The sequence below is a fragment of the Candidatus Methanoperedens sp. genome (genome assembly GCA_027460525.1).
In the GTDB taxonomy this organism is placed as follows: domain Archaea; phylum Halobacteriota; class Methanosarcinia; order Methanosarcinales; family Methanoperedenaceae; genus Methanoperedens.
Genome location: JAPZAS010000020.1, coordinates 43,023 through 64,597 on the forward strand (window position 1 = coordinate 43,023; position 21,575 = coordinate 64,597).

Genomic DNA, 21,575 nt, shown 5'->3' on the forward strand with positions numbered 1-21,575 from the left:
ATTTATCCAGATTAATCGGGTAGGAGGAGAATCCCTGAAGAAACTACTATGGTATCTGATTGCAGGAACACGCGGAGGGCATACCCGTGCATTAATCCTGAAGCTGCTTATTGATAGACCTTACAATGCAAATCAATTAACTGAGGCTATGAATATGGATTACAAAACAATCAGGCACCATCTTGATATTCTTGTCAAAAACGGAGTAATCACAATGGAAGGTGACAAATACGGAGCTATGTATTTCCTTTCCAAGGCTATGGAGGCGAATTTAAATGAGTTTAACCAGATTTGGGAAAAAATTGATAAGCAAAGTAAATGAACATACGAAGGAGGAAGCATTATTCAGATAACAGAGATTGCATATTACATCACAGCAGGTAACATCGTATTACTGCTTGTGCTTTTAGTTTCATATTTTGAGATTTACAGTAAAATCAAGTCTAATTTTACTCTCGGTCTGATAATCTTCACAATCGCGCTCCTGTTGCAGAGCGTTTCACGGGCTATCATGCTGCTGCTTATAATCGCAAGCCCGCCTCCCCAACAGGTGTACCCGATTATAATTAATCTGTTGGGCTATAATCCAATATATGTAGTAATCCCTGACGCGCTTGAGTTTGTAGCATTGAGCATACTATTATATTTCACAAGAGAATAGGGCAGATCAGTTACTCCCTCTTTTTCCGAATTTTCTATTAAATTCTGTATCAAAAATACTTTTAAATGCCTGGATTATGAGTTTTGATTTATGGCTGTGATTGAAAACAATAATAATGCATCAATCCAATATATCCATTGGTGTCAGAATGAGGTTATCGTGTGCATCTCTGTTTCTGTGGGAATACAGCATCTGTGATATAATGGAAATACTGTTAGAGGCAGGCATCGAAAGCATTGAATTCTGGGCAGAGACCCCTTTTTTCTGGATGAACAGAAATGACGAGACAGCTGTCGCTTCCCTGGTAGAAGCAATATCCATGATGCCGCATGGGTGCACATTGCATGCCCCGATTCTGGATTTAAACCCCTCATCGTATAACGAGCTCGTACATGAAGCCACTATCAAGGAAACATTATGGTCTCTTGAGCTTGCAGATACTCTCGGGGCAAGGCTGGTTACGATTCATCCCGGTAAAAGGACTGTTCACCGCGTTCCTACCAATGAGGACAGGGAGAAATTCATGAAATATTTGAAGGTGTGTAAGAAGAGAGCAGATGCTCTTGGTGTTGCTCTTGCACTTGAAAACAGCACGCCTGGTGTTTCTTCCATGTGCTCATTGCCGAATGAAATGAAAGAAGTTTTAAATGGATTCCCAGGGCTTTTTTTCACCTTCGATCTGGTGCATGCTTTCCTGGATTCTCCCAAAACCCCCCTCTCGTTTATAGATGAACTCGGTGATAGGATTATCAATGTGCATATCGGAGCCGCACACGATGGAAAGCCGCATTATCCTTCGAACCGCGAGAAGAAAATGGACAGGGTATTGCGAAGGCTTCGGGATTCGGGCTATAAAAATGACCTTACCATCGAGATTGATGACAAGGTATACTCCAAGCCTCTGTCGAGAAAGGATAAAATCAGGGAATTAATCGGGGAAAGAAAGTATCTGGAATCGATATTCAGGTGAAATAAATCTACCCTCTTTTCCTTCTTAATATCCCTATCGCGATCAATGAAACTATGACCACGATACCTGTGAAGCCAGGTGAGGATTTTCCGGTTGCTGCCGATGTAGCTCCTGCTGGTGTATTTTGTTGGGCTGGCGTGCTAATTGCCTCTTCTTTAATTGTAACGGGTTTTGGAAGCGGGAAATTATCCTTTGCATTAGCCCCGCCCAAAATTACATATTTACTCCAGTAATTGCCGGATTTACCGTCATCCCATGAGTTCATGCCGCTGTTGTCATAAGCCTGGTTGGTATTGTCAATGAAATTATTCGAGTAAATTTGGTTTGTACGGGCTGTATCACCATAAAACCCGAATCCATTGCCCTGAATATTATTATTGTATATCTTATTATCATTGGATGCGAAAACAAAAACGCCGTATTTTCCATTCGATTTTATGTCATTCCCTGAAACAATGTTGCTGTTGCTTCCCTGGTATATCGAAATACCTACGGCATTGTTCACAAGAATCATATTTGCAATCTCATTGTTATTTGCCCGATAGAGGCTCATCCCGCCGTCAGACTGACCGCTCCCGCCGCTATTCTGGACTGTGAATCCGCTGACTTTGACATCGTTTGCCTGGTCTATCCTGATCACACTGCCGGTTTTTTTGCCGTCAATGATGGTCTTTTCTTTGTTCTGTCCCGTAATTGTAATCCCGTTCATTTTTACAACGATGTTCTCAGAGTATGTGCCTTCACTGACAGAAATAACATCGCCCGTCTTTGCTGCATCTATTGCAGACTGGATGGTGGTGTATGTCTGCCCCTGCCCCACGTTAAGAGTGGCTGCGTTTGCGAATCCGATGCTCAGCCATATAACGCATATACTGATAAGGATTTTATTGGATACCATAATCTCACCGATCTTAATTCGTTCTTCGACATTAAAAAGATTGTGAATTAATGCAAGCTCACTTACTTGCATTAACTCTAACACTTATATTCTGGATACTCGGGGCTCCCTTCATCAGGTTGTAATACAGACCGAAGCTGTAATCACCTGTCGTATTGAATATATATTTTGCTTTTCCGTCCTCAGGCAGGGTTATATTGCCCATTTTTTTATCCATCTCAGTTATCGTGTAGGAGATATCCTCGTCCCTGTTGTCCCATATCACTTCGTCACCGGCATTTATCTGGAGACTGGTGGGATAGACTATGGAACTCATAACCCTTGCAGGAACAAGCACACCTGTCGGTGTAGCAACGACCACGGGTGTAGGCGTGGGCGTTGGGGTAGGTGTGGGTGTAGGCTTTGGGGTTTCTGTGATTGTGGGAATCGGGGTAGGCGCAGGACTGGGTGTCGGGGTAGGAGAAGGCGTCGGTGTGGGCGTGAATACCCTGGGCGTACCCGAATGGAGTGTTATCGGGAGCACGAGTGACTCTACCTGTTCTCCGTTTACGGATAAGGTGAGTGTGATGTCATACGTGCCCGCAAGGCTGCGTCCTTCCATCTCCTTAATTGAATGGAAAACCGCACTGATTGGTTTATTTGTCCCTGGCATGATTTCCATATCAAAATCGATGGGATCCAAAGTTCTCGTTTTCTTCTCATCGCTCATCGTTTTTAAGTACAGGTTTGCCAGGGAATCTTCCAGCGTCTTTACTTTAACTTTAATTTCAACAGACTCGCTTTTAATTGTTTCAGTTCCAGTATTAGCTACAATGAGTTCAGCGCTCACATTTTCTCCAGCTCTGACATCAGGAGGATAAAATTTCACGTCCACGATCTTTCCGTCAAGGTTGGTATTTGCATGTTCTATCTTTTGCACCTGCGCCGGAGCATTTTCACTCGGAGGAGTCGAACCAGCGCAACCTGACAACACTACTGCAATAAGGATTAGTAATATGACCGGAACTATTTTATTCATCAAATCACCGATACTGTGTATCGGTATCATTGTTTAAAAACGTTTCCCATGTATATTATAATTATTATGATGTAATAATTGTAAGACAGCTTAACGGGAGAATTTCTTAATAGTCTTCATCGCTGAATCAACAAGAGAAGGCACATCTATCAGCTTCTCTGCTTGCAGCACCTCCTCTGGTTTAGCCGCTGTGGAGGGATATTCCGGCACAGCCATGCAGCAGGTTGCCGGCTTGGTTGAGGGTTCAAACGTGCCTATTTTCCTTGCAAGCTCTGTAATCTCAAGCTTATCAAGCCCTATGAGGGGATGATAAATCGGGTATTCCATGCCGTACATCTCAGCCAGCATGTTCTGTGAGGTCTGGGATGCCACCTGACCGAGCGAGGAACCTGTGATTATTCCGTGAGCATTCTGCAGTTTTAAAACCTCTCCCGCTATCCTGTACATCATCCGCCTGCACAATACGCAATTCAGCCTGTTGTCGCAATTGGTAAGGAAAGCAAGCAGGTTATCGCCATGCTTTGCTTCATAAATGGTGAACTTTTTCTGCGGCGCCCATCTCTGGAGAACATCGATGCACTGCATTGCCCTCTCACGCGTGGTCTCATCTGAAAAAGGCTCGTTATTGAGATACAGGGGTACTATCTCGCACCCTCTTTTCATCATTAACCAGGCAGCCACAGGTGAGTCTATGCCTCCTGAGATGAGTGCAACCATCCTGCCCTGGGTTCCCATAGGCAAGCCTCCAACGCCTTTTATCGATTCGGTGAAAACATACGCTTTATCCTGCCGCATCTCTACGAAGATCTCAACATCAGGGCAGTCAAGGTCTACCTTGATAGTTTTATTTACCTTTTGAAATACCGCATTCCCGCAGGCTATGGCTACATCGCGGGATGTAAAATCATGAGTTCCCGCCCGCCGAGCCCTTATCGCGAAGGACTGCCCTTCCTGTATGATGTTTGCTGCCACAACAGCACATAATTCTGCTGATGATTCAAGTGTTGGCTCGCAGGTAAAAGCAGGGCTTGCCGAGACCACGCCGAATACTTTTGCTGCACTTTTTGCTGCGCCGGCATCGCCGGAATGTATGAAAACCCTGCCCATCTCCTTAGTGACATCGGAATATGAACTGCCATCTGCATTGAGCATTGCTTTTATGTTCTTTACAAGTATCTGCTCATACCGCGCCCTGACTCTTTTGCTTTTCAGGGCAAGTTCGTCGTACCTGACTAAAATCACGTCAGTATTTTTCAATATCTTTTCACCATTTTTTTATTGATTTGGAACTTGGAATCTAATTCAATTACTTACCTTAAATTCTTTCGAATAAGAGGAAACAAAGAATGGACTATTCTAGATTGTATTTACGTAAAAACTTTTCTTAAACAAAAATAGGCCCAAGGGTGACACCAGTTCATTTAGGAGAGGGGATACCATCTTTCGATATAACTGAAAAGCGTCCCTGTATTAACATCTTCAAGCTCGGCGGCGTCTATTATTTCAAGCACTTCTTCGATGACCCTGGGTTGTTCAGGGAGCTTGAGCCGTTCTACAAGAAAGTGCGCTAAAAACATTCAGGACTTGAAGCATAATAAGTGTTATCTTTATTTTTCTTGTTGGTGTATCTTAATTCCTATCGTTGCGACGTTTATGAATGTCTCAACTGTATTTTTCCCTTCTTCGGTAATTTCTATATACGACGAGCGCCCCTTCCCCTTTTTAACAGTCCACTCCTTATCTTCGAGTTTTTCAAAAAACTGCCTCTTTGCTTTCGCATATCCTTTTTTGGTTATTTCTTTATTCTTTCCTCGCTTTCCAGTAGCATCTTTTATAAGACCTCGTTTTTCAAGCTCGAAAATGTACTCTTTCTGGGATATTCTTCCACCGTGCTCAGAAAGTATTGCAAGCGCGTGAATAAGTTCGTCCATCGGCGGCTCGATTGTGTATGTGGGTATCTTTAGTATTCTTTTAACGCCGCTGGTGATTCCTATAATCTTCCCGCCTTCGATGTCGGGATGCTCGATATTATACTTCTCTGCCTGGACATAATACGGCACGGCGCCGTACATGAGCGAGGCGAGGGTGCCTGCTATTGCTGAGAGTTTGCTCCCTGATGAGAGGTTGATGTAGACAAAGTTGCCGGCTGCTTTTTCTTTCCGCACAAGTTCGCAGAGCAGCGACATCTGCCTGCGGAAGTCCCAGATAGGACAGGAGAGGATGATAAGTTCCTTCTCTCTCACCAGCTTTTCTATCCTGCCGGTGAGTTCTTTGAGATACAATTTTCCTATATCTTTCTCTTCCTCATCCGTTATTATGTAAACCCTGTCAGCGCCAATGTCGCGCAGCGGAGTTTCGATGCGGTCTATCTCGTAGCCCATAGGTACGATGTGTACTTTTTTCTGTCCTGTTAGTTCCATATTCTGTCAGGTTAGTAACATTGGTAACGTTACAAATAAATGTAACGGCGGAAAATTGAAATATAGGGAGCGCAAAATTAGAGTGTTTATTCCTGCGGCGCGGAATACTTTCGCACCGCTTTGGTTATGTATATAAAGAGATAAGTGTTCTAATCAAAACAGAAAAACGAACCGCAGATAAACGCAGATGAACGCAGATTAACTGCATTGAGGGAGCATGGTGATAATAACTTGAATACAGGTATCGAAACCAATGGCGCAAAGCCCGCCGATGGGGCGCGGGAGGAGCATGAGGAGGAGGGGGCGGGAGAAGTGATATAATGTTGAGAGATATTAAACAACTTACTGAATTGTATTTACAGAATAAAGAAGTGCTCCCCGCTGACCAAACATGGGAAGTTTTTCATGACGAATTGATTACAAATGCATCGTTAGAAAATATTAAAGTGCTTGCAGATGCAATCCCAAATAAATGCAAATATGCTTTATTTGTCGATATTGACATCAAAGCGAAAACCTATGAAATTAAAGATTACGTTGAAATTGGTGCAATTGAAGATTGGACAGCTCATTTATTTTGGCAAGGTTCGGGCGGGGCAAAGAGCGATAAGGTTAGAAGCACACCACACAAAATCTATTCTAAAAAAGGAGATTTCTCAGCATCAGATTTTATAGATCCGCTTGAAACTATATTGGAAGATTATTGCTTTATTAAAGAGGATACAAAGAAAAAAGGGAAACTGAAGACAGTAGGACCATTATTTTGGGATGAAAAAAATATAGATTCAAGAGATTGGCTGCAAGGTGTAGTTGAAGTTTTAAAAGTTAATAAAGAGAAAATAGACCAAGATGTAAAAGAAAAATTCCCAGCGAAGGATTCCGTATTTGTAGGATTGACTATTGATAATAAACCAATTGGAGAATATGAATTATTCCGCCGTTATTTATTATTTGTAAGATTGCGTTCAGGAATCCAAAAAGGAACGGACTTATTTAAAAATAGGATTACTTCAGAAGTTATTAAGGAACAAAAATTGATAGGAGTTTGTCCCTCATGTCAATGTGAAAAACCACTTTTAAATCAATGGGCTGTGCCGGCAGAACTATCTTTTTATCAAACAACAGATAAATGTCATTTATCGTTTAAATACGAACCCGATGCCTCTTTTCGTTTATGCAGAGGTTGTTCAGATATATTATATATTTTTAAACAGCAACTTTTGGCTTCATTAACCAGAAAATTGGGTGGTGATGAGTGTTTAGTATTACCGTCTATTAAATTGATGCCAAAGGACGATACGGAAAAATTAAGATTGTATGAAAACCTAAAAAATTTATGGGATTCTCCAAAACAAAAAATTGCCTCTACAGAAGAAAGGCTGGTTTATCGTCTTGGGAAATTGCCTTCATATGCTACAGTAACTTTCGCCTTTGGGGATGCCATTATAACAAAAGGTGACTCAACAAATGTAAGAAGGCTCGATAAAATTAATGTTATCTTTCCAGATGTTTTACCAAGTAGACTTTCTAAAATCGCTGATGCGATACAAAATTCAAATAAACGATTAAATGAAATGTGGGATTTAACTGGTAGGGTATGGCAGTGTTCTTGGAAGATTCAAGATGATTTTTATATATTGAAACAAATCTTTTATCCTTCATGGGAGGAAAAAAAGAAGGATAGAAGTAATACTCGACCAGAGGTAGAGAGATATTTAAGGGCAATTTTTTATGGGCAGGAGATTTTTTGTGGAGAGATTGCAGAAGATTGTTTTAGTAATTTGGTCTCCGCTATAAAAACAACTCGCAAAGCAAAAGAAGATAGCAATGACAAGTATGCTCGTGACAATTATATTGGTAATCTCTTGTCTTTATTTGTTTTTTTTGAACAACTAAAAGAAAACAATAATCGATACAAAAAGGAGGTGAAAACCATGTCAGACAAAACACAGTTTGAATTCACTGCTATGCCAAATTTAGGCAAGTTTGTTGAAATGCATCCATTATTCAAAGACAGCCAATATCTGGCTCCATTCTTTGTTGGATGTCTATTTTCTTATGCTGAAAATTTGCAGAAAGAAAACAGCCGACTTGCTGCATATAATTGGCTTGGAACGATGAGTTTGAAATATAATGATATATTGCAGGATATATATCCAAAAGCCCTGAATTATATCACAAATAAGGAAAAGATTGTTTCAAGCCCGAGGCTGCAGGAGCTTATGAAAGCTGTTGCCCATTTTGATAAAGGAAAATGTGATAACGACAGATTGGCTTTGGTAGCTTTTTGTCACGGTTGGGCGGTAGGTAGAGATTTCATTTATATGAAAAAGGATGATAAAAAAGCGAACGCTGTAACTACATAAGGAGGAAAGAATATGAATAATCACTTAAAAAATAGGCACGAAACCCTTTTTTTATGGGATGCACGAAAGAGTAACCCAAATGGAGACCCCAATGGGAATGAACCACGTATTGATAGGCATACCAAGCGATGCGATATCACAGACGTATGCATTAAGAGGTCGATAAGAAATTTTATCACAACTAAATATGGATTAAATAGTATTCTTGTTACTAAACTTGGAGATGATGCATCAGAGACCGTAACATTAACTGATAGAATTTCAAACTATCTATTCGGTACAGCCGAGAAAATCAAAAAATTAAAAGATATAGTTGAAAAACATGCTGAAGGCAAATTGGACAAAACATTAGAACCTTATAAATCCTTTAATGAAAAACCTTCACCTGCAACTTTAAAAACAATAATAAGTTCCAAAAAAGAAGATAAAGATAAATTGAAAAAGATATTAATTAATAAAGATATCGATATTGAGACACTTCAAAGTGGAATAATTAAAGATTTAAGAGCTTATCTCTGCGGCGCATTTTCAGATCTACGAATGTTTGGAAGCGTGCTTGCATTGGAAAAAGAGTTAAATCCTTTAGGAGGACCTATCACAGGGCCAATTCAGATAGAAATTGGTACTTCTCTTCATCGTGTAGTTCAATCCAACAAGCAAATTACGAGTGTAATGGGAAGTAAGGAAGAGAAAGAAGCTGGGATTATTGGTGACACTCATTGCATCGAGTATGGTTTGTTTGCAACCAGTGCCATAGCAAATGAAAATGCGGCGAAATTTACGGGTTTAACTGCTGAAGATCACGATTTATTCCTAAAAACTCTCTGGCGTGGAACTCGTGAACGTCATACTCGAAGTAAAAATCAAGTTCCAAGACTGTTGATAGACATAGAATATAACAAGCCATTTCATTTCGGTGATCTAGTGAATAGTGTTGGATTGAAGCCGAAATTTGATGAGAAAGTTGGAAAAACCATAGAAGAAGAAAGTTATAGAAGTATAGATGACTTTACTATTGATTTAACTGGATTCTTCAATAAAATTGACTCAAAAAAAGAATCTGTGGATTCTATTAAATTTGCTTCCTATGGGCTAATATCCTTAAAGGAATTTAAAGAAGGACTACCAAAAGAATTAGTTAACAATATATTTGAACTTACAGATATCGATTTTGATAAAGCGCCGGAAACAAAATGAAAATCATATCTTTTTGTATGCAGGGGAGGTTCGCCCATTTCTGTATACCCTTTACGAATGTTTATCGACTCACTCAACCTTGCCCCACTAAAACGGCAATATTGGGCTTTATTGGTGCTGTATTGGGTATAGATAAGGACAATCTGAGCCTCTATCAAAAGTTCAAATGTGGTGTCGAAATACTCGGTGAATACAGAACAATAGCTATTCCTTACCTCGCCAGACAAGGTTTTCCTGGAAGCTCTTCAAATAAAGATTCTTCAAGAACTTCTGTTGAAGTGGTAGTTAAACCAAGATATAGAATATATCTTCTCGGAGAGGAGGATTCCATTAGAGATATTCAAAAGGTATTGTCGTATCAGGAACCTGTATATACACCATATCTTGGATTAGCACAATTTATTGCAAGTACCGATTTTGAAGTAAGCGATTTAACTGATGCAGATTTTGTCGAAGGCATAGATGTAAATGCTAATGGTGCTTTCATTCGAGGAGTACATGGTGAGTTGGATTTTTCCAAATTAACCTCAGATTCAATAAGATTAACCGAATTTCAAGGAATTAAAGGAATTTTGCCACCACGCAACTTCGAGCATGGTGTTTTCACAATTAACCTTGATGCTGGTACCATCCCTTTAAAAAATGTACGACATGTAGTGAAAATTCCAGAGTCGGATAAATATGTACCAGTTTTCTAATATTAAATCACATCCTGATTTACCACTTGAGAGTCATTTATCTCAGGTCGCAGATATAGCAATCAACCTATTAGAAAATAAAAAAGTGGATTTTTCAAAACTTGGAATTTCCAAAACACATATTAAAGAACTTATTAAAAGAACCGGATTCTTTCATGACATAGGAAAAGCTACGCCATATTTTCAGAATCGATTATCAACGGGAAAAAAGGCTCCAAATGGTGAACATCAGCATACAGGGTTATCGACCATCCTCGCTTATAAGCCTATCATGGATTATTGCAAAGAAAATAAACTTGAGGGTTATATTGCATTAGCGCCACTTATTGCGATTAAGTGCCATCATTCCGAATTTTCTAAATCATTGCCAAATGATGGTGCTATGGAATTACGCATAAAATCGTTTCACAAAGAGATTTTAGAACTATCCGACTTAAAAAACATTGGATTGTCTATTAATGATTACCCGCCTAATCCATTAGATGTTGATTGCAAAATTGAAGACTTATTATTTGATGTTGATAGATGTTCGTCGGAACAAAAAATTAAATTTCGATTATTGACTCTTTTTATTTATTCATTGCTTCTTGAAGCCGATAAAGCTTATTTGGCAGTTAAAGACAAGGAATTATATCAGCGAAAAGCAATAAGCATAGATAAATCTACAGTGGATAATTTTAAAATAAATAAATTTAAAAATAAAACTGGAATAATAAATAAAGACCGTGAAGAAGCCTCTTTTGAAGTAAATAACCAAATAAACAATATTAATTTAGACAATCGCATATATTCTCTTACTTTGCCAACCGGAATGGGTAAAACTTTATTGGCTGCTTCCTGGGCGTTAAAATTAAGAGAAAAAATAAATGAAAAAGACGGTTTCCTTCCTCAGGTAATTGTTGCGCTACCTTTTCTTTCTATAATAGATCAATCGGCTAAGACTTATGAAGAATTCCTAGGCAATCCAAATGAGGATATTTTTCTAAAAACGCACTCTCTTTCGCCTTTTGAGTTTAATGGCTATGAACAAAACGCAGCAGAGTTTTTTATTAATATTTGGAAATCCCAAATAATCATGACCACCTTCGATCAACTTTTATATACTTTTTTAAGTTTCAAACCAAAACACCTTATGCGCTTTCATAATTTGATGAACAGCATAATTATTATGGATGAAATACAGGCTTTGCCTCCCCACTTATGGAATCCATTTAACACTTTTATAAAATACATAACCGAAATTGGAAATAGTTATCTTCTTGTTATGTCAGCTACACAACCTCGTTTTTTAGATAATGCCATCGAAATAGTTACTGACAAAAAGGTAGGAGAATTAGTTAAAGGACCTGAAAGATATTTTGAAAAATTATCTCGCTATAAACTAATATTGAAACATAAGGAGCCCAAAGCCATAGATGATTTTATTGAAGAAATGAAAACTGAGCTTAAAAATTTAAAAGAAAATAAAATTATGTTTGTCCTCAATACGAGAGATTGTGCAAAAAGAATTTACGAAAAATTGAAAGAATATTCTGATGGCAGAGAAACATACTTTCTTTCATCTTATGTAATACCTAAAGAAAGATTGGAAAGAATCGAGAAAATAAAAAATTCAGACCGCGCTTTAGTTATAACCACCCAATGTATTGAAGCTGGTGTGGATATTGACATGGATTACGTTATTAGAGATTTAGGACCGTTAGATTCAATAATACAAGTTGCTGGACGATGCAACCGTGAAGGTGAAAAAAATACCAAGTCCGTAGATATCATTCGATTATATGATCCAAATGCAAAGAGTCCTTTCAGTCCAAATGGTGAATTTAATGTAATGGTTTATGACGAATTATCTATTGGAGCAACTCTTAAAATCTTAGATGAAGTCTTAAAGAAAGAAGGGAAAGAAATTATAGAAAGTAAGGTTTTTGACTTAGCAAAGCAATATTTTATTGAATTGCGCCGAAAAGATTTGGGAGTCTCTAGGACCGAATGTTTAATTGACTTATCCCACGAATACAAAAAAAACGGTAAACCAAATAAGTTCAATATTCGTTCAGAGTTAAGGGGAAATCTAAAACAATATAACTTGATTGTTGAAAAATTCGTACCTGATTTGAAGAATGAAATTGAGCAAATATTTAACGAAAAAATAGATCGATGGGAGCGAAGAAGAAAACTTAAAAACATTTCAAGCAAAATAGCAATGAATTCTATTTCGGTGAATGCATATAATTTTAATCCAGATGAAATTGCAAACCGAGGAAAAGGCGATTTTTATTTTCTTGAGTCGAAATATTATGATGAAGATGTTGGTTTTAATTATAAAACACCCCCAAGCGTATACATAATATGACAAATCCTTAACAAATACAAAAGTGTAATTATGATCCTGAAAACTTTCCCCCTCGCCCCCGCCCTCCCCATCACACAGGCGCGGCGCAGCACGACAGACGGCGCGCAGGGATTTCATGACGGCGCCGGACTTATAAATGATGTTTATGATAAATACGATGAAATAAAAATATGGAGAACATGAAACAACCAATCTGCGTTCATCTGCGTTCATCTGCGGTTCGTGATTTCGATACGCATAGCCTGCCTCGGATGCCTATCGGCGCGCCGGACAGTTTAAAATATTTAGCTCTGAGTTCGTACGAGTTCGTATTGAGTTCGTTGTTTATATTCCATCTCGCTCTGCGCTCTTTGCGTTCATCAGCGGTTAATGAATCCGATAGTGAAATTAACCTTCCACACGTAATGCTCCCCGCCCCCCCATCCTCCCCACTCATGCGCGGCGCATCACGACAGACGGCGCGCCGGGACTTTGTGGCGGCGCCAGATTTATAAAGATGATTTATGATAAATACGACAAAATAAAAATATGGAGACCATGAAAACTGAACAAATCTGCGTTCATCTGCGTTCATCTGCGGTTTGTTATTTCTATAAACAGAAGTTGCATCGGCTTCCTATCGGCGCCGAAATTATAAAAAATTGCTTTGATAAATATCATGAAATAAAATCAGATGAGGATTGCAAATGCTCCTGAAAACCTTCACCCTCACTCTCGCCTCCACCCGCCCCATCCACGCCCCAGCCTCGCTTCTGCGCGGCTTCTTCGCCACAAAGTTCAACGAATACTCCCTCTTCCACCAGCACAATGCAGACAGGCTCATCTACCGCTACCCTCTCGTACAGTACAAGATGATAGACGGCGCGCCCATGGTCATCGGCATCAATGACGGCGCCGAAGTTTTAAAACAGGTTTATGATAAATACGATGAGATAAAACTCGGCGAGGAGGTTTATGAGATCGTCGAGAAAGGCATCGCTGTGAGAAATCAGGAGTTCGGGATAAGCGATAAGTTCCATTCCTATGAGTTCATCACACCATGGCTTGCGCTCAATCAGGAGAATTACATGAAGTACTACGGTCTTAAGAGTCATGAGGATAGACATGAATTCCTGAGAAAAACGCTCATTGGGAACCTTCTATCCATGTCGAAAACGCTGGATTATCAGGTGCCTGAAGAGATAAAATGCGATGTCCAGGTAAATATCAGGAAAAGCAAGTTGAAAGATGTAAACGTGATGACCTTCATCGGAAGATTCTGTACCAACTTCATCATACCTGATTATCTTGGCATCGGGAAATCGGTTTCAAGAGGATTTGGCGCCGTTATCAGAAATAATGATTTAAAAATGAACTTTAATAATATATACCAAAGTTAACAAATATGAGAACTATAGTGTATAAAATAATTAGAAAATATCCCCCTGAAATGCAGGAGACCATGTTGAGGAAGTGAAATCGGTGACCATGCAGACGAAAAATAAGTTGCCCGTTGAAAAACTCATCAGCAAGCTGAATAAAGAATTTGAATTTATAAACGACGAAGTTGAAGGTATTTTACTTTATGGTTCATGTGCATTGAATACTGCGGATGAACGCTCTGATATAGACATATGCATCATTAAACCCCGGACACACGGAATTTTGAACAGGATTTTTCAAAAGGTTGGCGATAAGTACGATGTGAAAATCTTCGAAGAGCTGCCCCTTTATGTAAAAATAGACATAATCGAAAACTACAAAGTGGTATACGGAGATGAGCCCTCGATTTCTTATTATTTCTACAATTTCAGAAAAAATTGGGAAGACATGGAATACAGGATAGTGAACAACAGATTCCGCACTGTATCTGAGATGAACATAACCAGGAGGAGATGGTTTGAAAGAAGAAGACAGGTACCTGTCAAAGGTTGAAAGATTTACCGAGGAAGAAGAATTTATTTCTACACACACGATAGACAATGACGTAACCGAGCGCGCCTTGCTGTATTCTCTTCAGGTTGTAGTAGAGATATCCATGGATATAATTGCCATGAAAGTACGGGACATGGGCTTGAAGGTCGAAGATGACGCCACGAATATTGAAAAAATCACAGATAAAAAAATAATATCACAAAACGAAGGGGATTTTTTAAGACAGATGAACGGGGTCCGGAACTTCATAGTCCACAGGTATGATTATCTTGATATGGATATTGTAAATGAGGCTCTTTCAAGAATCAACGAGCTAAAAGGGATAATCGTAAAAGTGGCAGAATACTGACATGCAACTCGTAATAAACACGCGCGGCGCGTATCTCAAAAAGGAAAAGAACTGCTTCCTTGTGAAGAACGACGACAAGAGCTTTGAGGTTTCAGCCGACAAGGTGGACAGCATACTCATAACAACTTCAGCGACCATTACCACAGATGCTATCGAATTTGCAGTTGAGAACAATATTGATATTGTATTCCTGAACTACTTTGGCGATCCTTACGGCAGGGTGTGGCACTCCAAGCTTGGAAGCACGACACTTATACGGCGCCGGCAGCTTGAAGCTGAAGCCTCATCTGTGGGGTTCAACCTGGCGCGCGGCTGGATAGCGCAGAAGCTTGAGAACCAGCTTGATTTCCTCAAAGACCTGAAAAAGAACCGACCCGATGACTATGAGACTTTCGGGCAGTACATTGTGAAAATTAGCCAATCGAAGGATGACCTCATGAACATGAAAGGCTCACTTGACGAAAAGCGCGGCTCGATAATGGGGATGGAGGGCATGGCTTCATTGACGTATTTCGAGGCGCTAGCCAGCATTATGCCAGAGACATGGAAGTTTGCAGGAAGAAGCCGTGACCCGGCGCAGGATGCTTTCAACTGCCTCCTCAACTACGGTTACGGGGTTCTGTATTCACAGGTCGAAAAAGCATGCATCATCGCAGGACTTGACCCATATATGGGCTTCCTGCACACCGATAATTATAACAAGAAATCCTTTGTTTTCGACCTTATTGAGATTTTCAGGATACATATCGACAGGACGGTTATAAACCTTTTTTCAAAAAAACAGGTGCATGAGGGCTTATTCGACAAAATCCCCGGCGGCTTATACATGAATAAGGATGGTAAAGCGGTATTGATCTCAGCGGTCAATGAAACCCTTGACAAAGAAATCGAATACAATGGGCGCAATGTCAAAGTCAGGAACACGATCCAGATGGAATGCCACAGCATAGCGAACAGTTTGATAAAATAGGAGGAGCTTAAATGACAATGGTTTGGGTGGTTTACGATATTGCAGATAACACCACGCGCAAGAACGTCGCACGCATCTGCCTTGACAAAGGGCTGTACCGGGTGCAAAAGAGCGTTTTTCTTGGTACTCTTAATGCAAACGATAGGGATTCTCTCGCCCTGGAATGCGAGGAAGAAATCGACCTCGATGTTGATTCTGTATATGTTTTTCCGATGGATGACGAATCGTTCAGGAAAGTAAAGCTCCTCGGTCAGGCTTTTGACAAAGAGCTTGTGAGTGATGAGGTATTGACAAAATTCTTTTGAAGAAAATAGATTATGACTGCCGGAGATACGATTATCACCATTTCTGATGTGCTTGAGTACCTTTTCTGCCCGCGTTTCATTTATTTTATGCACTGCCTGGATATCCCGCAGCATGAGGAATCGAGGTTCAAGGTTTTGAAGGGAAGGGAAGTCCATGAGGAAAAACGGATAACGAATACGGAGTACCTGCGAAAGAAACTCGGAGTTGTGAAAAAAGAACTGAACGTATTCATTGCTTCAAAAAAGAACCACATTAAAGGGATTGTGGACGAGATTCTGTTCCTTGATGACGGGACTGCAGCGCCTTTTGAATATAAATTTGCTGAGTTCAAGGATACTATTTTCAAAACCCACAAATTCCAACTAGTGCTGCATGCCATCATGATTAAAGAGAATTACAACATTGATGTAAGAAGAGGATTTATCTGTTTTACACGAAGCAATAACCACATCGAAGAGGTGGATTTTACGGAAAAGGATTTTAAAAAAGGAATTGAAATCGTTGATGAAATCCTTGAAATCATTGACAAAGGCTTTTATCCGGGTAAGTCCAAATATAAGAATAAGTGCATTGACTGCTGTTACAGTAACATCTGCACCTGATTTTCTTATTCTTATAAACCAATCTATAATTTTATACCAAGAATTTTGAGCACAAAATCTAAGTTATTATAGAGCATATTTTCCCCTAATTAGCCGAAAATTCGTGCTATTCAAGAAGCACATCCACTAAAACAAGGATTGAAACTATCCCAGTCGAATGTAGGGGATTTGCCAAGTCTTATTCAAGAAGCACATCCACTAAAACAAGGATTGAAACATAGGTATGGCATCTTACAAAAAATGCGGTAAGGATATATTCAAGAAGCACATCCACTAAAACAAGGATTGAAACCTGCAATGCAGGAAATGAACGGGAAAACCTACAGGATTCAAGAAGCACATCCACTAAAACAAGGATTGAAACTATAGTACCTCCTTTTTCTATAGAAAAAGGTTCTAATTCAAGAAGCACATCCACTAAAACAAGGATTGAAACATGGAAGTGCTTTATCATTTATCAATAAATCAGTAGGATTCAAGAAGCACATCCACTAAAACAAGGATTGAAACAAGGGCATGTGAAGCTCACGGTAAGAGATGCAGAAATTCAAGAAGCACATCCACTAAAACAAGGATTGAAACATATCGAAACAGAGCAGAAGCGAATCCAGGACATTGATTCAAGAAGCACATCCACTAAAACAAGGATTGAAACCGGAACAAACCAACATTTCAACTCCAGCCTATTCACCATCATTCAAGAAGCACATCCACTAAAACAAGGATTGAAACATATGAAAACTAAAATAATCGGAATTGTAATTTCAAATTCAAGAAGCACATCCACTAAAACAAGGATTGAAACCAGGCGGGATGGCTGCAATATCCGCTGCAGTTGGAAGTATTCAAGAAGCACATCCACTAAAACAAGGATTGAAACTCACCATGGTAGTTCAAACCCTCAAGATCAGCGATATTCAAGAAGCACATCCACTAAAACAAGGATTGAAACAACCTCCTGTTCCGATTGTGGTTTGTCGTTGTGTTATTCAAGAAGCACATCCACTAAAACAAGGATTGAAACTTTGACAATAATATCTTGCTGGCTGTTCCTGTTTCGTATTCAAGAAGCACATCCACTAAAACAAGGATTGAAACTGATTACTGATTACCGTTATGGAAACGGATCGGTTTATTCAAGAAGCACATCCACTAAAACAAGGATTGAAACGGAGCTCGATAATGAGGGCGGGATATATCGTAAGACTATTCAAGAAGCACATCCACTAAAACAAGGATTGAAACAGCACGAACAATGCATCATCATTGTCAGCAAACATCGAATTCAAGAAGCACATCCACTAAAACAAGGATTGAAACTATGATATCTGTGGACTATGCCCCATGTTGCAGCATATTCAAGAAGCACATCCACTAAAACAAGGATTGAAACCATGCCTCGATAACAACCGGTCGCTGTTCCAGTTCATTCAAGAAGCACATCCACTAAAACAAGGATTGAAACCATATTCTACGGCAGTGTGCCCTTCCCTTAACAATTCATTCAAGAAGCACATCCACTAAAACAAGGATTGAAACAATTCCCGCACCGGTGCAGGCATCGCTATATACTGTAAAATTCAAGAAGCACATCCACTAAAACAAGGATTGAAACATACCATCCTCGGACAAAGTCTGGCCGCCAAGGTTATTCAAGAAGCACATCCACTAAAACAAGGATTGAAACTTCATTATCAGATTTTACAGGGCATAAAAAATATAAATTCAAGAGGCACATCCACTAAAACAAGGATTGAAACTAGCGACTACAACTTATCCAAGCACTCCCCAAATAATTCAAGAGGCACATCCACTAAAACAAGGATTGAAACTGGAGGCATAAAATGGTAACTAAAATCACATCGGTCTGGCTCACGCCTAACCCATTGTACCAGCATGATTTAAGACTAACGAATGCTGTCATGTTTGATGAACCGTCTAAAAAGGGCGAGAATCTTTGCGTTCATCAAATGCCTAAGAAAACTTATTTGCTAAGTAAGCCAATCCTACCTGTATGAGAACCGTTTATCTCGCAGCACCGCTTTTTTCGGAAGCCGAGCATGATTTTAACCGCAAACTCAGGGATGAGATAAAGTACGCGGGCTTTGCGGTTTTTCTGCCGCAGGAGGATTCGAACAATGTCAGGGCTGAGAACAGGCAGAAGATCATTTTTAATAAAAACCTGGCTGCAATCGAAGGCTCGGATATAATTGTGGCTGTGATTGACGGTACGGATGTTGATTCCGGCACTGCATGGGAAATCGGCTATGCCTTTGCAAAAAATAAACCCGTAATCGGGCTGAGGACAGATTTCCGGACGCTGGGTATTGAGGGCGTTGTAAACCTGATGATCGAGAGGTCTGCAATTCTTTGCACCAGTATTCCAGAGCTGTTAAATCGTTTAAAGCTCATGAAAACTTCCTGAGCAAAAACAGCAATAAAAGGCGTCTATGGACAACGTTTATGAAAAATCATCTCTTGTATTCACCATCGGACATTCCACGCGCACGCTGGATGATTTTATCAGCCTGTTGAAAGCGCATTCCGTAGCAATGGTTGTAGACATACGCACAGTTCCGCGCTCAAGGCACAATCCCCAATTCAACATCGAAACCCTGCCTGATAACCTGAGGGCCGCGGGCATAGGCTACATGCACATGCCCGGATTGGGTGGGCTTCGCCGCCCGCGAAAAGATTCACCAAATATGGGCTGGCGCAACATGTCTTTCAGAGGTTTTGCCGACTACATGCAGACACAGGAATTTGAGACAAACTTGCAGGAGTTGATGCGTATTGCAGCATCGGTTCAGGTTGCATTGCTGTGCGCCGAAGCTGTTCCATGGCGCTGTCATCGCTCTTTGATTGCAGACGCGCTCCTGGTTCGTGGTATCAGGGTTGAGCACATTCTGGGCTTAAACCGCTCACCCCACAAGATTACGCAGTTTGCAAAGGTGAATGGGATGAAAATCACGTACCCATCTTCCGATGCTGCAGATAAATGAAAAGCTACTTAAACTCCAAGAGAACATAATAATATAGAGGAGGCTGGAATTCGTGGAAATTAAAAATCATGAAAGATTACACGCCGATGACCGGAATCTCTGTAAACTGGCTATAAGTGAAATGGGAGGTATATATTCCGATCTTGGTCTTTCGGAAGAAGAACTGGATTTGCTGGACATGCCGAGGCGTTCTTTTACAGTCCATTTCCCTGTGAGGATGGACTCGGGAAAAATAAAAATGTTCGTGGGGCACAGGGTGCAGTACAACGATGCCCGCGGTCCTGCCAAAGGGGGTATAAGATTCCACCCCGAATTGACGCTCGACCATGTCAAGGATCTTTCCTTTCTGATGGCGCTTAAATGCGCGGTTGTAAACATACCCTTCGGGGGATCAAAAGGCGGCGTTGTGGTAAACCCAAAGGAACTCAGCAGGAACGAGCTTGAACAGGTCACCAGGGGTTATATCCGCGCCATAGCAAGCCACATCGGACCTTTCAAGGATATCCCGGCGCCCGATGTTTATACCGATGAGAAAATCATGGTGTGGATACTCGATGAATACGAGCGGATAAATGGAGTTCATATACCTGCGGTGGTCACGGGGAAACCCATCGAACTGGGAGGCAGCAAGGCACGAAGCTATTCAACATCCCTTGGCGGAATCTATATCCTCGAGGAAGCGATGAGGAGAATGGATATGGATAAATTCGAGGTGAGTATCGCTATCCAGGGGTTCGGGAACGTTGGGGAGAACGCAGCCCGCATACTGTATGAAAAAGGGTATAAGGTGATCGCGGTAAGTGATTCAAAAGGCGGGATAATAAATAAAGACGGTCTTGATATCCAGGCTGTGATGAAGCACAAGGCTGAAACTGAGAGTGTTGTGGATTTCGAGGGAAGCAAAAACATAACCAACGAGGAACTTCTGACCTGCGGGTGCGATATCCTGGTTCCTGCAGCGCTTTCAGACCAGCTCAATAAAAGCAATGCGCAGGATGTAAAGGCGAAAATGGTGCTGGAGCTTGCCAACGCCCCGACAACAAAAGAGGCTGACGATATATTCTTCGAGAAGAACATAATGCTCATACCCGATGTGCTTGCCAATGCAGGGGGCGTTGTTGTGAGCTATTTTGAATGGAGCCAGAACCTCAATAACGATTACTGGGAGGAGGATAAGGTTCTGGAAAGGCTCAAAAAAATCATGATTACCGCCTTCAATGATGTTTACTCGCATTGCGATGAAAAAAATTGCAGAATGAGAAGGTCGGCATACCAGCTTGCAATAAAAAGAATACTGCACGCTGAACGATTGCGCGGGAATCTGTAATTATGGAATCATTGATCTTGGCTCTGTCGGGCAGGGATGCGGTGGAGAAATGCATTTATCGCAGAACTGCGCTGCTGGGTGAGGAAGGTTTATAGGCAAAAAACGATAGCGAGCCCCAATATCATTCAAGTACGGGGTTATGGTTGATTGTAGTTACTTTTATACCTAAACTCCTTATCAAACCATGTTGGTAGGTATATCCGGATACAATATATTACGCTTTAACTTTACTTTGTCGGATTAGATTGTTACTTCGGCTACAGATATTCATGCTAAAGCTGCACTATAACTATAATCTTTAGCTACGAGTTGACCTTTTATTTCTTTCTTTTCGGTTTCCTAGCAAACATTTTGAGAATTTGCGAACTGGCGAGCCAGACTAAAGCAAGACCCGCTATTACCATGACCTGTCTAATTGTTAAAAGGTCGTAAAATTCATGAGGAATTCCAAGAATATCGCTGAAAAAATGGGTTGCATCACAAAAAATCCCTGATAAAAGAATCAAAGACCCGAAAGTTAAGAG

23 protein-coding genes and 1 CRISPR repeat array are annotated in these 21,575 nt (G+C 40.4%); of the genes, 17 read left to right on the top strand and 6 right to left on the bottom strand.

Translation table 11 applies throughout. From position 1 onward, the window contains the following. The first annotated feature begins 94 nt into the window (after positions 1-94). From O8C68_07685 to O8C68_07695, 3 genes are all read left to right on the top strand, one after another. Positions 95-322: a winged helix-turn-helix domain-containing protein gene (locus O8C68_07685; GenBank protein MCZ7395681.1), complete on the top strand. Its 228-nt coding sequence runs from the start codon at positions 95-97 to the stop codon at positions 320-322. Between the two features lie 78 nt (positions 323-400). Beyond that, on the top strand, positions 401-661 hold the full coding sequence (locus O8C68_07690) for a hypothetical protein (GenBank protein MCZ7395682.1): 261 nt from the start codon (positions 401-403) through the stop codon (positions 659-661). A 202-nt stretch (positions 662-863) separates the two neighbouring features. Then, entirely contained in the window at positions 864-1,631 is a 768-nt protein-coding gene (locus tag O8C68_07695; GenBank protein MCZ7395683.1) for a sugar phosphate isomerase/epimerase, read from the top strand. A gap of 7 nt (positions 1,632-1,638) precedes the next feature. Here O8C68_07695 and O8C68_07700 read toward each other — a convergent pair whose 3' ends face one another. From O8C68_07700 to O8C68_07720, 5 genes are all read right to left on the bottom strand, one after another. Then, positions 1,639-2,529 (bottom strand): pectinesterase family protein, encoded by an 891-nt coding sequence (locus O8C68_07700; protein ID MCZ7395684.1) that lies wholly within the window; start codon positions 2,527-2,529, stop codon positions 1,639-1,641. Between the two features lie 58 nt (positions 2,530-2,587). Then, positions 2,588-3,547, bottom strand: coding sequence for a hypothetical protein (locus O8C68_07705; GenBank protein MCZ7395685.1), 960 nt, complete (start codon positions 3,545-3,547; stop codon positions 2,588-2,590). Between the two features lie 90 nt (positions 3,548-3,637). Next, a complete protein-coding gene (gene thiI, locus O8C68_07710; GenBank protein ID MCZ7395686.1) occupies positions 3,638-4,804 on the bottom strand; it encodes a tRNA 4-thiouridine(8) synthase ThiI in 1,167 nt (388 codons plus the stop codon). 164 nt (positions 4,805-4,968) lie between these two features. Beyond that, positions 4,969-5,124: a hypothetical protein gene (locus O8C68_07715; protein ID MCZ7395687.1), complete on the bottom strand. Its 156-nt coding sequence runs from the start codon at positions 5,122-5,124 to the stop codon at positions 4,969-4,971. Between the two features lie 30 nt (positions 5,125-5,154). Beyond that, positions 5,155-5,967, bottom strand: a complete 813-nt coding sequence (locus O8C68_07720; protein MCZ7395688.1) for a DUF6293 family protein — start codon at positions 5,965-5,967, stop codon at positions 5,155-5,157. 320 nt (positions 5,968-6,287) lie between these two features. Here O8C68_07720 and O8C68_07725 point away from each other — a divergent pair, with 320 nt between their 5' ends. The 5 genes from O8C68_07725 to O8C68_07745 are packed head-to-tail and all read left to right on the top strand — an operon-like array spanning position 6,288 to position 12,764. Next, positions 6,288-8,333, top strand: a complete 2,046-nt coding sequence (locus O8C68_07725) for a hypothetical protein (GenBank protein MCZ7395689.1) — start codon at positions 6,288-6,290, stop codon at positions 8,331-8,333. A 12-nt stretch (positions 8,334-8,345) separates the two neighbouring features. Beyond that, complete coding sequence (locus O8C68_07730) at positions 8,346-9,530, top strand: CRISPR-associated protein (GenBank protein ID MCZ7395690.1); 1,185 nt, start codon at positions 8,346-8,348, stop codon at positions 9,528-9,530. 17 nt (positions 9,531-9,547) lie between these two features. Next, complete coding sequence (cas5, locus tag O8C68_07735; protein ID MCZ7395691.1) at positions 9,548-10,228, top strand: CRISPR-associated protein Cas5; 681 nt, start codon at positions 9,548-9,550, stop codon at positions 10,226-10,228. After that, on the top strand, positions 10,212-12,581 hold the full coding sequence (gene cas3 / locus O8C68_07740; protein ID MCZ7395692.1) for a CRISPR-associated helicase Cas3': 2,370 nt from the start codon (positions 10,212-10,214) through the stop codon (positions 12,579-12,581). Before cas5 ends, cas3 begins: the two co-directional genes overlap by 17 nt. Before the next feature lie 30 nt (positions 12,582-12,611). Then, on the top strand, positions 12,612-12,764 hold the full coding sequence (locus O8C68_07745; protein ID MCZ7395693.1) for a hypothetical protein: 153 nt from the start codon (positions 12,612-12,614) through the stop codon (positions 12,762-12,764). 16 nt (positions 12,765-12,780) lie between these two features. Here O8C68_07745 and O8C68_07750 read toward each other — a convergent pair whose 3' ends face one another. After that, complete coding sequence (locus tag O8C68_07750) at positions 12,781-13,017, bottom strand: hypothetical protein (protein ID MCZ7395694.1); 237 nt, start codon at positions 13,015-13,017, stop codon at positions 12,781-12,783. 250 nt (positions 13,018-13,267) lie between these two features. Here O8C68_07750 and O8C68_07755 point away from each other — a divergent pair, with 250 nt between their 5' ends. From O8C68_07755 to O8C68_07795, 9 genes are all read left to right on the top strand, one after another. Continuing rightward, the gene (locus tag O8C68_07755) at positions 13,268-13,960 is read left to right on the top strand and encodes a CRISPR-associated endonuclease Cas6 (protein MCZ7395695.1); all 693 of its coding nucleotides are present in this window, start codon (positions 13,268-13,270) and stop codon (positions 13,958-13,960) included. A 73-nt stretch (positions 13,961-14,033) separates the two neighbouring features. After that, positions 14,034-14,495, top strand: coding sequence for a nucleotidyltransferase domain-containing protein (locus O8C68_07760; protein ID MCZ7395696.1), 462 nt, complete (start codon positions 14,034-14,036; stop codon positions 14,493-14,495). After that, entirely contained in the window at positions 14,461-14,844 is a 384-nt protein-coding gene (locus tag O8C68_07765) for a DUF86 domain-containing protein (protein ID MCZ7395697.1), read from the top strand. The genes O8C68_07760 and O8C68_07765 overlap by 35 nt, the downstream gene beginning before the upstream one ends. A 1-nt stretch (position 14,845) precedes the next feature. After that, positions 14,846-15,814 carry a CRISPR-associated endonuclease Cas1 gene (cas1, locus tag O8C68_07770; GenBank protein MCZ7395698.1) on the top strand — a complete coding sequence of 323 codons (969 nt, stop codon included), beginning with the start codon at positions 14,846-14,848 and terminating at the stop codon, positions 15,812-15,814. A gap of 11 nt (positions 15,815-15,825) precedes the next feature. Next, positions 15,826-16,119, top strand: coding sequence for a CRISPR-associated endonuclease Cas2 (gene cas2, locus O8C68_07775; protein ID MCZ7395699.1), 294 nt, complete (start codon positions 15,826-15,828; stop codon positions 16,117-16,119). Positions 16,120-16,131: 12 nt separating this feature from the next. Continuing rightward, positions 16,132-16,722 carry a CRISPR-associated protein Cas4 gene (cas4, locus tag O8C68_07780; GenBank protein MCZ7395700.1) on the top strand — a complete coding sequence of 197 codons (591 nt, stop codon included), beginning with the start codon at positions 16,132-16,134 and terminating at the stop codon, positions 16,720-16,722. Between the two features lie 108 nt (positions 16,723-16,830). Then, positions 16,831-18,554: a CRISPR direct-repeat array (repeat unit 37 nt; unit sequence ATTCAAGAAGCACATCCACTAAAACAAGGATTGAAAC). A 182-nt stretch (positions 18,555-18,736) separates the two neighbouring features. Continuing rightward, positions 18,737-19,147 carry a nucleoside 2-deoxyribosyltransferase gene (locus O8C68_07785; GenBank protein MCZ7395701.1) on the top strand — a complete coding sequence of 137 codons (411 nt, stop codon included), beginning with the start codon at positions 18,737-18,739 and terminating at the stop codon, positions 19,145-19,147. Between the two features lie 25 nt (positions 19,148-19,172). Beyond that, the gene (locus O8C68_07790) at positions 19,173-19,724 is read left to right on the top strand and encodes a DUF488 domain-containing protein (protein MCZ7395702.1); all 552 of its coding nucleotides are present in this window, start codon (positions 19,173-19,175) and stop codon (positions 19,722-19,724) included. 52 nt (positions 19,725-19,776) lie between these two features. Continuing rightward, positions 19,777-21,051, top strand: coding sequence for a Glu/Leu/Phe/Val dehydrogenase (locus tag O8C68_07795; protein MCZ7395703.1), 1,275 nt, complete (start codon positions 19,777-19,779; stop codon positions 21,049-21,051). Positions 21,052-21,575: the final 524 nt, after the last annotated feature.